Genomic DNA, 13068 nt, shown 5'->3' on the forward strand with positions numbered 1-13068 from the left:
GTGGCCCGGTCGAGGTGGGTGAGCCGGTCGAGGCGGTAGCGGGTCAGGACGCGGTGGACTGTGGCCGGGTTCAGACCGAGCAGGTAGGCGATCCGTGCGGGTCCCCAGCGGCGCAGGATCCGGACTTTGATGATCCGCCGTTCGGTGCGCGCGGGAGTCCGGTTCGGGCTGTGCCCAGGTCGTGACGAGCGGTCCGTCATCGCGGCCGGCCCGCCGGTGCGGTAACGCTCGGCCCACCGTTTCGCTGTCGTCGCGCTGACCTGGAAGCGTTCCGCGGCTCGGCGCAACGGCCAGCCGTCCTCGACGACACAACGGGCCAGGCGCAGCCTGCCGGTCTCGGACAGCGGGGCATTACGGTGGGGCATGAGGGCCTCCGGTCGTTCGGGGTAGGACGTCGCAATCCACACCGAACCCGAAGGCCCTCACCTACTTCAAGATCTCCCGTCACCAACGTCCCGGGTCAGTACATCTAGCTGTCCAGCCCGCTTTCCCATCGGCCGCTGCGCACGGCTTGGTCAGCCGGCGCAGGCGACCTCGGCTTGTTCGCTCCACGGGGTGCCGTCGAAGCCGTCGCGGGGGCGGGTCTCGCGGTCCTCGTCGTCGTAGGTCCGCACCGCCAGCGTGATCGGGAGCCGGCCGAGCGGCAGCCCGTGGGCACAGTCGACCTGCACGTCGGCGTCGGCCTGCACCGTCGCGCCGGGCGCGACCCAGCGTTCCTTGTTCACCCCGCGCACGCTGACGCCCGCCCGCGACGCGGAGAGATCGAGAATGTTGATCGGCAGCGGGCCGGCGTTCACGAGCGTCACCCGCCGGGTGAGCGTGACGGTCGCGACCCGGCCGCCGGAGACGACGGTGTCCGCGGGCAGGCCGTCGACGAACGGGCTGGCCTCGGCGAAGACGAAAACGGCGACCTGCCGCTCCCGGGCCACGGTCTGCCGGTGCACGGACCAGCCGTAGGTGGCGCAGGCGCCGAGGACGGCGCCGATCACCAGCGCGGAGGCGACGAGCAGGCGGGACTTGCGCTGCGGAGCAGGGGGTACGACGGCCGGCCGGTCCAGATCGATCACATTCATACGAGGCCCTCGCCCTGGCTCGGAACGGGAACGGACGGTCAGTGAACGTACGGCATGAGCAGTGGGTTGCGGCCTGGGCCCAGAACCCTAACCGTCCGTGGCGTCCTGCACCCGTTCCACCGTGGCCGATGCGCCCGCTGCCCGCAGCCGGCCGGCCAGCAACTGCAACTCCGTCTCCGTGCCGGGCATCCCGTCCCCGGTCAGGGCAGCGAGCGATTCCGGTACGGCGGCCAGCGACGTCCCCCGCGCCCGCAGCACCTTCATCACGGCGACCTTCGCGGTGCTCTCCCGCACCAATCGGAGCCGGTACGTGCCGCACTGATCAAGCAAGGCCTGCCGCAGGTCGCCGGGTGTCTCGTCCCAGCCCATCGCCTCGACGAAGCCGTCCCCGCAGTCGTGGGTCAGCACCCAGTGCAGCCGGCCGTCGATGATCGTCTCGTAGACCTGCCCGGCCGCCGGCCCGTCACACGACTCGCATGCGACGGGCACGACGGCTTCGCAGTCGTTCATGGTCGTGAGCGTAGCGACCGCTTTCTGCGTACCGTTTCTTTCGTGGTCTTGACCGGCCCCGCGGTCAGCTCTCTTTGCGGTCTTGGCGGACCTTGCGGTCAGCCGGCCGTGGCCGGCGTCAGCAGGTCGGCCAGGCCGATGCGGCGCAGGAACTCGCTGCGGATGCGGTCGGCGACGGCGCTGACCACCTCGCTGCCGTCGTCGCTGGGATCGACGTGCACCCGGAACGGGCGCTGTCCGGGCGGCGTGCCGACGATCGTCGTGATGGCGTCGGCCACCTGGTTGACGTCGGCGGTCGGCGGGGTGAGCGCGGCCAGGGCCTCGCCGACGTGGTTCATGACTCCGGCGTACTTCTGCTCGTAGGCGGCCACGGTCGCGGTGTCGGCCGGGCTGCCGGCGTGCGCGAAGTGGTTGGTGCCGGTGGTGAAGGCGCCCGGCACCACGATGGAGGTCTCGATGCCGAAGCGGGCCAGCTCACCGGCGTAGCTGACGGCCAGGGCGTCCATGGCGGCCTTGGCCGCGAAGTACGGGCCGAGGTAGGGCGGGGTGCCGCCGCGAGTGCTGGTGCTGCCGACCCACACCAGCAGGCCGTGACCCTGAGCCCTCAGCTGGGGCAGCACCGCACGGTTCACCCGCTGGGCGCCGAGCACGTTGACGTCGTACAGCGCCGCGAGCTGCTCGGGGGTGAAAGCCTCCGCCGGTCCGGTGACCATGTGCCCGGCGTTGTGCACGACCACGTCGAGCCGGCCGATCGTCCGGGCGGCTGCTGCGACCGACTCGTCGGCGGTGACGTCGAGCTCCACGGTACGGAGATCCACGCCGTGCCGGGCCGCGTATTCGGCTGCGTCGGCCACGGCGGGGGCGTTGCGGCCGTTCGGGTCGCGGATGCCCGCGTACGCGATGTGCCCGGCGCGGGCCAGGGCCCGCGCCGCCAGCGCACCGAATCCGCTGGACGCGCCGGTGATCAGGATGGTCTGGCTGCTCATGTCGTCACTTCCCGTGCGGGTCGGCGGAGTTCACCGTTTGGACGACCTGGTCGTACTCGCCGCGCACCTCGGCGTATCGGAGGAACTTGACCCGCTCGACCTGGATCTCCTTGGCGTCGGGGTGGTCCTGGAGCAGGGACACGACCTCCGACACGTACTCGTCGAGCGGCATCGCGAAGTCGCTGGTCTCCTGGCCCGGCAGCAGCGCGGTCCGCACCGAGGGCGGGACCAGTTCGACGATCTTGACCGAGGTGTCGGCGAGCTGCAGCCGCAGCGACTCGCTCAGCATGTGGATCGCGGCCTTGGACGCGTTGTAGCTCGGCGTGACCCGGAGCGGCACGAACGCCAGGCCGGAGGAGACGGAGACGATCGTCGCGTCGGGCTGCTTCTGCAGGTGCTCGATGAACGCGCCGATGAGCCGGATCGGGCCGAGGACGTTGGTGGTGATGGTCGCCTCGGCCGAAGCGAGGAAGGAGGACGGGGTGTGCCAGTCCTCGACCCGCATGATCCCGGCCATCGTGACGATCACATTGAGGCCGGGGTGGCGGCCGAGCACCTGCTGCGCGGCGGCGTCGATGCTGGCCGGGTCGGCGGTGTCGATCCGTACGGTGTCGATCCCGGGATGTTCCCGCGCGATCTGGTCCAGCAGGTCCTCGCGCCGGCCACCGACAATGACGGTGTTGCCGCGGGCCTGCAGCGCGAGGGCGAGGGCAAGGCCGATGCCGCTGGTCGAGCCGGGGATGAAGATGGTGTTTCCGGAGATGTTCATGCCCTGAAGTCTGGGCAGCCGGGCGGACCGGCGGCAGAGATCCGTCATCGGGGGATCAGAAGTCCCTGGATGTGCCGCGCGGGCCGACGATACTGGGCAGGTGGACCGTGCCGCACTCGCCGACTTCCTACGCCGCCGCCGTGCATCTCTGCAGCCGAGCGACCTTGGTCTGCCCGCTGGGCTCCGCCGCCGCACGGCGGGACTGCGCCGCGAAGAGGTGGCGACGCTGGCGTCGATGTCGACTGATTACTACACGCGGCTGGAGCAGCAGCGGGGGCCGCAGCCGAGCGAGCAGATGCTGGGGTCGTTGGCCCGGGCTCTGCGGTTGAGCAACGAGGAACGGGACTATCTGTACCGGGTGGCCGGCCACAACGCCCCGACCCCGGCGACCGCGGCGACGCAGGTGGCGCCGGCTCTGATGCGGGTGCTGGAACGCCTCGACGACACCCCGGCGCTGATCCTGTCTCTTCTGGGCGAGCGCTTGGTGCAGAACGCCATGGCTGCGGCGCTGCTCGGGGACGTGTCGGGGTATACGGGGCTGGCTCGGAGCGAGATCTATCGGTGGTTCACGGATCCGGCTGAGCGGCTCCGGTATCCGGCTGAGGATCGGGATCGGCAGAGCCGGGCTCAGGTGGCTAATTTGCGGGCGGCTTATGGGGCTATGGGGGCGCGGTCCCGGGCCGGGGAGCTGCTGCGGGCGCTGCAGGGGGTCAGTGCGGAGTTCGCGGAGCTCTGGGAACGGCATGAGGTGACCCGGCGGTTCGGGGATCACAAGGTGCTGGTCCATCCGGTGGTGGGGGAGATCGAGCTGGACTGCCAGGCGCTGTTTACGGAGGACCAGTCGCAGTGTCTGCTGGTGCTGACGGCGCCTCGGGGTAGTGAGGGGTTTGAGAAGCTGCAGCTGCTGGGCGTGATGAGCCGGCGCGGCGTGACAGAAACGGCCAGCGCCTGACGGTGTCCCGGCAGGATGGAACCTACGGCGATGGTTACGACCCATCGCGATCTCGAGCTTGTCATTCGCCAGCCCTTTCCACTGTGTCAGGGCCGAGTGCCGTCGTGCCGATCGGCGCCGTCCTCGTCACACCGGCCCGGCAGGTCTCGCTCCTGTGAGTCCACTGCATCGTGACATCGTATTAATGTGACCTGACTCGCACGTGACGTCACTCCCGGGTGTATGGTTCGGGATGAAACCTCAAATGTGACGTCACAAGATCACCTCCCAGCGATGCGTGACGTCTCATGGACGGGCAAATGCCGATCAGCCATATGGAGACGCCGTATGACAACCCGCGAGCGGGGACCCGCAGTTGCACGTAGACAACTGCGCCTCACCCTGCGCAAAGCACGTGCCGTGGCGGACAAGACGCAGGCGGAAGTCGCTGATGCGCTCGACTGGTCGCCGTCGAAGATCATGCGCATCGAGAACGGGCAAGTGGCCGTCCAAACCTCCGACCTGATGGCTCTGGGCACCCAGTACCCGAGCCTGACGCACGAGCAGATGAACGAACTCAAAGAGCTGGCCCGCATCGCCCGGTCGCCCAACGTGGCCAGCCGGTACGAGGACGTGCTGACCAAGGAATTCAAGGAGTGGCTGGAGTACGAGGCGTTCGCTCGATCGATCCGGCAGTACGAGACGCAGTTCGTGCCCGGTGTCCTGCAGACCGACGAATACGCCACCGGCATCGTCATCGGGCTGATGGGCGTCGGCCGCTCCGACCGGCGGGCGGAGCGGATCGTCCAGGCCCGCCTCGAGCGCGCGGAGCCTCTCGTCGGTCCTGATGGGCCGGCCATGAGCTTCATCGTGGATCAGGCTGCGCTTGTCCGGGCAGTGGGCAACGAGGACGGCTCGCGCGGCGTCCAGACCATGCTCGACCAGCTGAACTACCTGAAGAAGATGAATACCCGTGGCCGTGCCGCCCTCAAAGAGACGATCGAGGAGGACCTTAATCCGAACATCTCGGTGCAGGTGGTCCCGTTCTCGATCGGGGCGTACCAGGCTTTGCGGGGTCCCTTCGAGATCGCCGAGTTCGAGGAGGAGTCCCTCGACTCAATGCTCTACTTCGAGAATCCCGAAGGGGACCAGGTGATCCGGGACAATCCGGAAACGCTCGAGGCATACTCCGACCTGTTTTCCGCCATCAAGAAGCGGGTTCCAGGCCCTGCGGAGACCGGCCGCATCCTGGACTCGATCATCGAGCAGCTGCGCGGCCAGGACGCCTGACGCACCAGCTGCGAGCCCAAGCGGGAGGAGGAACTGCACGTGACGCCGGACAACTACGACAGCGCGCGTCCACGCGGCACAGACCCTTCTGCTCCCGGCGAGCCCATCCCGGAGCCGCAACCTCGCACGTTCATCGAGTTCCTGTCGTTCTACGTCCGTACGGTGGCCCAGGCCCGCGGTGATCCGGATCGCGTCAAGCAGACCAGGGAACTTCTGGTCGACCCGGCCCGGCTCGTCATCAACCGGCTCTTCGTCATCGCCCTGGTGGCCCTTCTAGTGCTGGCTGCGCTGGCACTCAGTGCGACCCGCATCGACCTTGGCCCGGTATCGAAGCAGCCGGTCCCCGGCGGGTGGGTCGTCGGCGGATCCGGGGTGGCGGTGGTCGCCCTGATGCTCCTGCTCCGGAGGCGAGGCCGGGGCAGGGCCGCTACAAACCGGCGTCGTACCGACTACATCGACTACAGCGGGTCAGCCCTGATCAACGCGACCAACCGTCGCGTCCCGCCGCAGCGGCCGAAAGTGGACTCAACGGCGGAGAACCTCGACTACCCGTCGGCGGACGGCGCCCACGACGCGATCGCCGACCAGACCCGCCACGCCGATGACCACTACGACACCAAGAATCTGTAGCGCGGCGCCCACATAGGTCCGTCGGCCGGTGATCGCCTCATCGAGGTCGCCGAGCACCCACGCCATGCCTGCGGCGACCGTGCCCGTGGCGACTCCGTACAACACCAGGTCGGACCACTTCGGCCGGTGATCCGCGACCCGCGGGAAGCGGTCATCGACCTCGGCCGAGCCGGAATTCAACCATCTGTCCGGAGCTGGTCTGGTCATCCCGCCTCCTCCGTATCCCTTGGCTACACCATATCGCCGGGCCGCTGATCAAGCGTGCACCCTGCCTACGTCCGACAGAAACGATGCCCTTTCAAGATCTTGCCGTGCCCACTCTGCGGTCGCAGTCTGGTCTAGCCATCGACAAACTTCTACACTGGCACGGTAGTTCACGGCAGAACCAACTCAGCGGTCCAACTCAGATCCCAGTCGATCTTCCAATCGGTTCGGACGGCATTCTGGCTGAGTAGGGGATGGACATCGGGGAGGGCACGTGAGCGGTCGTAGCGATGAACCGATCTGGCGCAAGAGCTCATACAGCGGAACCAGCGGATGTGTCGAGGTCGCAGTCGTTGGCGACCAGGTTTTGATCCGCGACACAAAAAATCGCGACGCAGGCCACCTGACCGTTTCCCGGGAATGCTGGAACAATTTCTTGGACGCGGTGCGGAACGGACTCTGAGCAGGTCCAGGCGGCGAGCCGATCAAAGCTGGTCCATGCCCGCCGGCAGGTCGGCCCACAGCTTCTCGAACAGGCGGCCGAGCACGTGAGCGGCGCGGCCGTCGGCAACGGCGAACGGCTGACCCCCCGGCACCCGGATCACCACGTAGGTGCGGTCCACCACGGAAAAAGCGAACTCGCCCAAACGGTTCTGCCCGTCGATGCCATAGCTGCGCACCTCGTAGTTTTCGTTCTCCCTGGCCAGGGCGCCCATCTGGGCAACGAGCGCGCGGTGCCGGGCGTCGTCGGCGAGCACCACGATCCGCCGGACCGCCACTTGCGGACCGGCTCGCAGGCTCAGCATCGGCTCACCGCCGTCCGGGTCGAATGACTCCGAGATGTGGCAATCCAGGACGCTGTCCACGGCGTACCGAGCCTCCCGGATAACTGAGGTTGGCGCTAGCTCGTAGCTGCCCCGACCGCCGGTCGGGGCGGGTGCGGCATCATGCCGGCGGTAGATATCGAGGATTTCTTGGCGCACGTCGGTCGGTTCGCGCTGTGGTGGCGCCGGTGGCCGGGGGTCGCTCCGCAGCGCCTCGATCTGCGTCTCCAGCTCGGGCCAGAAATGGCGGAACGAAGCCTCGAGATTGTTATCCGGCACGGCCTCGGACGAGGACGAGTTGATACTCCGTACCAGTTCGAGGATGTCCTCGGCGGTGAATGAGGTGGTCTGGAACTGCTTGAGCGGCCCCCGGAAATCGCCCGGCTCCAAGTCGATGAGCAGCGGCGCGACCCGGACGTCGAGAGTCTTCGACAGTGCGCCCGCCTCGAAGTTGAGCCACGGCGCCGCCGAGTTGTCGGCGGTCAAGCAGATGATGCCGAACGTCGATTTCTCCAGCTCCTCAGCAAGGTCGCGGCTCCATCGAGAACCTTTCTTGATCTGCGAACTCGAGAGGAACACGGTCGCACCCTGAATGACGTTACGCAGCCAGGTGCTCAAGATCTTCGCCACCTCGTGGCTCAGCGTTCCGTGCCAGCTGAGAAAGATGTGGGGCTTCACCGGTCCGACGGTACCTGCCGACCAGCCTGTGTGGCCGGTCGCGCAGTCCCCAGCAGCGTCGCCTGTCGTTGCTTGAGTAACGCGAACGAGTTTCGGACGTACTCGCCGAACTCCTCGCCTGGGTGCGGGACGAGCGCGCGGGCGAATTGCTTGCGTCGATCGCCACTCTGCGCCAGAACTACCTCATAGGACGCGACGTGCGAGCAGAAGTCGCCGAGCACGCGCGGTACTTCATCCTCAATGAGCAGGTCGGCGTGCTCGATGACGGCGTCGCGCATCCGCACATTCCCGGGCATGAGCGCCTCTTGCACCCACAGGCGCCACTCGGCCCGCTGGGCCTCGGTAGCTGTGCCCGCGCGGCGGATCTCCCGGCCGGGAAGACCGGAGGCGCGCAGCGCCCGCCAGATGGTCTCGTTCACCTCGTACTGCGCGTAGAGCGGCCCATAGAGTTCTCGGAGTTGCGCGTTGAGCCGCTCCAGCGCCACTTGGCGGCGTTCGTTGCGGAACTGAACGATCAGGTTGGCCACGAAGACCGCGGCGGCGACTAGAACGCTGGCGGAAGCGGTGATCAGCGCCGGAGTGACGGCCGTCGTGGTCATCAATTCATGATTCCGACACCCGCACTGCCGGTCAATCGGCGCAACCCGCTCGAAGACTCGTTCCGGTCGCGCCTTGCCGGCGAATCTCGAGTACGCGGTGACCGTGTTCGTTGCCGAGATCGCTGATGCTGGTACTCAAGGATTGTGCCACCGCCCAACTGGGCCACGGCGGCAAGGAGATCATCAACAAGCACTACATCGACAAGCCGGCTTTCTCACTCCTGCCAGCCTGGCTCAAGCTGGGCCGTGCAGGGAGCACACAGCGCCGATACCGTCCGGCGTATGCACAGCAAATCGGGCCCTCCAGGCGTTATCTGGACTTTGGGGACAATGCAAACTGCGTAGAAAAAATGAGGCCCTGGCCCGCGTTTCCGCTGGCCAGAGACCTCGTCATGTGCCCCCGGTAGGAATCGAACCTACGACACACGGTTTAGGAATTGTCGATCATCGGGCTGTCACGGGTCCCTCACCTGCCGTCTTCACAGCTCAACGGCACTGGTGGTTGACCGTCGTTGACCGCCATCACTACCCGTTCGCCGCCATATCGGGCACGTAGCGGGCACGACCGCACGGCGCGACACGTCGCGGCACAGTTGCCGATCGATTCCACACTCCGTTCTTTGACATCTCCCACGTGGGCCCAGTGACCCGCTGGGCCCGCATCGATCGAGTACTTACGCGGCAGATGCCTCCCAGGACAGGCCACGGACGACTACGGGTCCTCTAGACTGTCTGGCGTGCTGCCCAACCTCCAGTTCACCGACTTCCACAAGTTCTTGGTCAGTGCTGGCGGCCTCGCCTGTGTCGCATCGGGCGCTCTCCCGTTCCTTCTACTGAGGACCCAGAAAACGGTCTCAGCCACCACCAAGCAGTTAGGAGAGCTAAGCCCTGACGCCCGGAGCGCCACCGAAGTGCAGCAGTCGCAGCTTCTGTGGCTCCTAAAGGTGTGGCCTTGGATCTCAGGTGCACTGCTGATTATGGGCTTAGCCCTCATCGTGTTTGGCGCCATACAGTGGCAGAAGCGACAGAGTGTTCTCGATTCCAAAGAGGCGGCCGAGATCGCAAAGCTGCAATCGGAACGCGAGAAAGCCGACGCGGAGCGGGAAAAGGTATATCAGGAAAGCGTCGCGTTGAGCAGGGCTAACCAAGAATCTCCAGCAGAGGCGGGTAAGTCGCTAGAGGAGAAGGCGACCGAATCTCTCGATAGAGAGAACGCGCCGCTCAGTGAGTCCGAGGTTGAAGGCGATAGATCCGGCGCCGAACCCATCAACGAGGAACCGCGCGACGATGCGACCATAAGTGCACTGCGCACGATCATGGACGCGTCTGAAGACTTGCCGGCAGAAGCGCGGGGCTATATTGCCACACTCAGCGCGATAGAGCTGACGTTTCAGGCAATCCGCCGCTCACTCCCGAACGCCTCGATCGTCCGAAATGTAAGGTTGGGACGTACACGTGCAGATGCTATTGTTACGTCCCGAGATCTGGATAGGTACGACTTAGCTATTGATATCAGGCGTCTCAACGGAAGCGCGCGCGATGCCAGGTGGGCAGTAGAAAAGGTTAGAGGGTGGGGCGACGCAGTGGGCATGACGCCACATCCTGTCCACGGTAAGCACTACCGTCCAGTGTCAATTCTGATTCTTCCCGACCAGCCCTCCTGGCAGCCACCCGGCAAACAGCTGGATCAGTTCGTAAGCTTCCTGCAAGAGCCTGGCTTGAAATTTTCGGGCAACGCGCCGATGATGATCGGCGTGCTCAGCCCATCCATTATTCAGGAAGAGAACGTAACGTTCGATTTTCTGAAGGAGCTTCCGCCTGAGACTTCTCAGACAGAGGTAATCCTAGCGGCTGGGGGGTCCATGAGCTTGGTGCAGACCATCCGCGACAGCTGAGCCATCCCGTCGGCCTTCGTCCACACACCGTGGTGCGGGCAGGGCCTGCCTGGGCAAGGTGGAGCACCCTTCGTCTGACCGACCTTGACCAGGCAGGCCCTGTCTGCTCGGCTTCGCCTGGACGAAGGTTGACGGGATGGCGCCACCCATCCCAGAGGTCAGAGTCCCCGCCGGAGGCGTCATGCCACCGCGGACTGTTGAGCCCCGGAACTGCCGGCTACTTCGGCGGCCCGGGGCTTCTTTGTGTGTCGCGCCTGCCGCCGGGCTGAAACCGCCGGGGTGCGCCCAGCGAAGCGGCCGGGCGTGGGGTCCCCGAGCGGCGGGCGTCAGCCCGGCCCTGCTGGGCGGCGCGAGCGGCCTGCGAAGCGGGCCGCCTTGAACCCGTATAGAAACTTCTCACAAGCTTCGACCGAGATGCGACCGAGATGCGCCTACCTACCAGCGACGCTTACAGCGCCTTGAACTCCACCAAGACCAGCGACTTGTCGTCGTGAGCCTTACCGCGTGGCCATTGGCGTCCGTCAGAATCCTGTGATTCCGCACCCTGGACCACTCCGAGCGCGGCTTCCGCCCCGCGTTCGACGACCATCTGTCGTGCCCCGGCCCAGTCGAGAACGCCGTAAGTCAGCACTCCGTCAGCGAAGCCGTCCGACGCGAGAAGCACTGCCTCGACGGCTCGTGTTGGAAGCTGACATGTCCAAGCCTCATCAGCGGCACCCGGTTCCGTGGCGGCGATCCAGAATCCGTCCGGGCGATTTCGCAGACGCAGTTGCTCGGCTTGCAACTCCTTCAACCGCTCTCGGTGCGACTCGGTGAAGCCTTGACCCTTCCGAAGCGCGTCCGCGTAGGATCGCCGCAAGTCAACGCCCACCTGGTCAAGCCGGGTGTCTTGCAGCACTTCAATGCTGCCGGTCTTGTAGTAGATGACCGCCACGCTGTCACCAAGTATCAACAGATCCACGGTCTCGCCGCTCCAGCGGACCATGGCTACGGTGCTTGAGGGTGAGCCGTCGTCGTGTCCGAGCTCTGAGGCCACCTTGGCGATTGCATCGCGCAGGACTGTACGTAGCTCTGCATCTGGGTCGGCCTCCAGCTTGTGGCACAGCTCGTCGGCCAGATGGTTTGCGTACCAGCCGCCATCGAATCGTTGCGGCCGCACAGCCGACGCACCATCGAGCAAGATCGCAGCGTTCTTGGTGGTACGGATACGGTCCTGATTCGGGCGCCGGCCGCCGGGCATGGAAGCCACTGCTCGTATCACTGGTGCCTCCATGGCCCTGCCAGCGCCTCTGCCGTCAAGACCTCACCGTCCCGGTGGGCACTTTCGACGATCATTGAAAAGTCGCTATCCCCGACGGCTGCAGCTACGCGGGGGAGGTTGCGGATGAGATAGTCCACCGCCCCAACCGACCCGAGTGCGTGAATCCCTGCGATGATCGTTATCGGTTGCTCGTCTACGTGCAGGCGACCGACATAGGCGATGTCGGACCACTCTGGCTTGTCCGCATCCATCGGTGACCCAAACTGTCGACCCGATTCGCGTTCCTTAATGGTCCACCTACCGTCGTCGTCCCGACTGAAGTCCAGGACTGGGTCACTCGCGATAGCCCTGCTCGTCACAGGGGACGACTTGGGACCACAGATCGCAACGACGTCACCGGCGGGTTGCCATTGACCACTCGTTGGAATCCCGAACGGTTCGACAGCGAACGCTAGACGCTTCTCCAGGAAGTCGCGAAGCGCATCGCGCGCTTGAGCATCCTCGGACGCGATGACCGGCAATGCTCTGCCAGGTACTTCCCGTAGTGGTACCGCAAGCGTGATCGGCCCAACGCCGAAGAAGCTGCGCTCAGCGGGCGGCGCGGTCTGACGGATCTGGGTGACCCTGCCCTTCGACAGTCCGAGCTTCCGGGCGACCTCGGCTGACGACATGCCGCCATCGGCGAGCAGCTGGTTGATGGCCTGCTTCCGGAGTCGCGCCAGCTCAACCGCTCGCTGCTGGTAGACCGTGATCAGCTCCCCCGCGCGGACGGCTTGGCGCAGGGGATCGCGCTCAGCGCGTACGGCGTCGAAGTCACTCACCTCTCTAGTTTAGGGGGTCTTGACGCTCGGGGCATCGGACTGTACGGTGCGTTTATACCCCCTAAACGATCGCTTCTCGATCGCAACCCAGTGGTTTAGGGGGGCTAAACATCGGAGCCCGACAGGGCAAGAAGGAGCCAGTTATGCCGACCAACCAGCCCCGTCTGATGCTGGACACCACGAACGTCATCTTCGAGCTGTCGGATGACGTGACGCCGAAGCGTGACGACAAGGGTGTGCAGAAGACCGACCGGGAGACCGGTCTGCCGCTGTGGACTGCGCCGATCTACGGTCGCGGTCGTTCCGCGGGCAAGAAGTGGAACGCGGTCTTCAACATCACCGTCGTCAGCCTGGACAAGCCTGCCGCTGAGGAAGGCGACCAGGTCGTCCCGACCGATCTGGAGGCCCTGCCGTGGGTCTCGGAGCAGAACGGCCGCACGCGTAGCGGTACCGCGTTCAAGGCCACGGGCCTCGATGTGGTGTCCGCTCCGATGAGCGTCTCGACCCCGGCGGCCGTTCCGGTCGCCGCCTGATCCGCTACTGGCTCCTGTAGCCACCGACCGCAGGAAGCGGGGCCGCCAAGAGATTGGCGTCCAT

General features: G+C 65.9%; 15 protein-coding genes. 6 read left to right on the forward strand and 9 right to left on the reverse strand.

What is annotated here, in order from left to right:
- The 5 genes from ACWEOZ_RS15280 to ACWEOZ_RS15300 form a co-directional block, all read right to left on the reverse strand.
- Nucleotides 1–365: helix-turn-helix domain-containing protein (locus tag ACWEOZ_RS15280; protein ID WP_451911299.1), on the reverse strand; the 365-nt coding region annotated here is incomplete at its 3' end.
- A gap of 150 nt (nucleotides 366–515) precedes the next feature.
- The gene (locus ACWEOZ_RS15285; protein WP_451911300.1) at nucleotides 516–1073 is read right to left on the reverse strand and encodes a hypothetical protein; all 558 of its coding nucleotides are present in this window, start codon (nucleotides 1071–1073) and stop codon (nucleotides 516–518) included.
- Between the two features lie 87 nt (nucleotides 1074–1160).
- Nucleotides 1161–1583 (reverse strand): hypothetical protein, encoded by a 423-nt coding sequence (locus ACWEOZ_RS15290; protein ID WP_451911301.1) that lies wholly within the window; start codon nucleotides 1581–1583, stop codon nucleotides 1161–1163.
- Between the two features lie 98 nt (nucleotides 1584–1681).
- Nucleotides 1682–2569, reverse strand: a complete 888-nt coding sequence (locus ACWEOZ_RS15295; RefSeq protein ID WP_451911302.1) for an SDR family NAD(P)-dependent oxidoreductase — start codon at nucleotides 2567–2569, stop codon at nucleotides 1682–1684.
- 4 nt (nucleotides 2570–2573) lie between these two features.
- Nucleotides 2574–3338 carry an SDR family oxidoreductase gene (locus ACWEOZ_RS15300; RefSeq protein WP_451911303.1) on the reverse strand — a complete coding sequence of 255 codons (765 nt, stop codon included), beginning with the start codon at nucleotides 3336–3338 and terminating at the stop codon, nucleotides 2574–2576.
- 100 nt (nucleotides 3339–3438) lie between these two features.
- Here ACWEOZ_RS15300 and ACWEOZ_RS15305 point away from each other — a divergent pair, with 100 nt between their 5' ends.
- From ACWEOZ_RS15305 to ACWEOZ_RS15320, 4 genes are all read left to right on the forward strand, one after another.
- A complete protein-coding gene (locus ACWEOZ_RS15305) occupies nucleotides 3439–4290 on the forward strand; it encodes a helix-turn-helix transcriptional regulator (protein WP_451911304.1) in 852 nt (283 codons plus the stop codon).
- Between the two features lie 327 nt (nucleotides 4291–4617).
- Nucleotides 4618–5559, forward strand: a complete 942-nt coding sequence (locus tag ACWEOZ_RS15310) for a helix-turn-helix domain-containing protein (RefSeq protein ID WP_451911305.1) — start codon at nucleotides 4618–4620, stop codon at nucleotides 5557–5559.
- Between the two features lie 39 nt (nucleotides 5560–5598).
- Nucleotides 5599–6189, forward strand: coding sequence for a hypothetical protein (locus ACWEOZ_RS15315; protein ID WP_451911306.1), 591 nt, complete (start codon nucleotides 5599–5601; stop codon nucleotides 6187–6189).
- Nucleotides 6190–6667: 478 nt separating this feature from the next.
- Nucleotides 6668–6856, forward strand: a complete 189-nt coding sequence (locus tag ACWEOZ_RS15320; RefSeq protein ID WP_451911307.1) for a DUF397 domain-containing protein — start codon at nucleotides 6668–6670, stop codon at nucleotides 6854–6856.
- A 22-nt stretch (nucleotides 6857–6878) separates the two neighbouring features.
- Here ACWEOZ_RS15320 and ACWEOZ_RS15325 read toward each other — a convergent pair whose 3' ends face one another.
- The gene (locus ACWEOZ_RS15325) at nucleotides 6879–7895 is read right to left on the reverse strand and encodes a toll/interleukin-1 receptor domain-containing protein (protein ID WP_451911308.1); all 1017 of its coding nucleotides are present in this window, start codon (nucleotides 7893–7895) and stop codon (nucleotides 6879–6881) included.
- Nucleotides 7892–8494, reverse strand: coding sequence for a hypothetical protein (locus tag ACWEOZ_RS15330; RefSeq protein WP_451911309.1), 603 nt, complete (start codon nucleotides 8492–8494; stop codon nucleotides 7892–7894). The genes ACWEOZ_RS15325 and ACWEOZ_RS15330 overlap by 4 nt, the downstream gene beginning before the upstream one ends.
- A gap of 737 nt (nucleotides 8495–9231) precedes the next feature.
- On the opposite strand from ACWEOZ_RS15330, the gene ACWEOZ_RS15335 reads away from it, so the two are divergent.
- Entirely contained in the window at nucleotides 9232–10389 is a 1158-nt protein-coding gene (locus tag ACWEOZ_RS15335; protein WP_451911310.1) for a hypothetical protein, read from the forward strand.
- Between the two features lie 448 nt (nucleotides 10390–10837).
- Here ACWEOZ_RS15335 and ACWEOZ_RS15340 read toward each other — a convergent pair whose 3' ends face one another.
- Both ACWEOZ_RS15340 and ACWEOZ_RS15345 read right to left on the reverse strand, forming a co-directional pair.
- Complete coding sequence (locus ACWEOZ_RS15340; RefSeq protein ID WP_451911470.1) at nucleotides 10838–11629, reverse strand: protein phosphatase 2C domain-containing protein; 792 nt, start codon at nucleotides 11627–11629, stop codon at nucleotides 10838–10840.
- A 17-nt stretch (nucleotides 11630–11646) separates the two neighbouring features.
- Entirely contained in the window at nucleotides 11647–12471 is an 825-nt protein-coding gene (locus tag ACWEOZ_RS15345; protein ID WP_451911311.1) for a winged helix-turn-helix domain-containing protein, read from the reverse strand.
- A gap of 143 nt (nucleotides 12472–12614) precedes the next feature.
- Between ACWEOZ_RS15345 and ACWEOZ_RS15350 the strand changes: the two genes are divergently transcribed.
- On the forward strand, nucleotides 12615–13004 hold the full coding sequence (locus tag ACWEOZ_RS15350) for a hypothetical protein (protein WP_451911312.1): 390 nt from the start codon (nucleotides 12615–12617) through the stop codon (nucleotides 13002–13004).
- The last annotated feature ends 64 nt before the right edge of the window (nucleotides 13005–13068 follow it).

This window comes from Actinoplanes sp. NPDC004185, assembly GCF_053603475.1.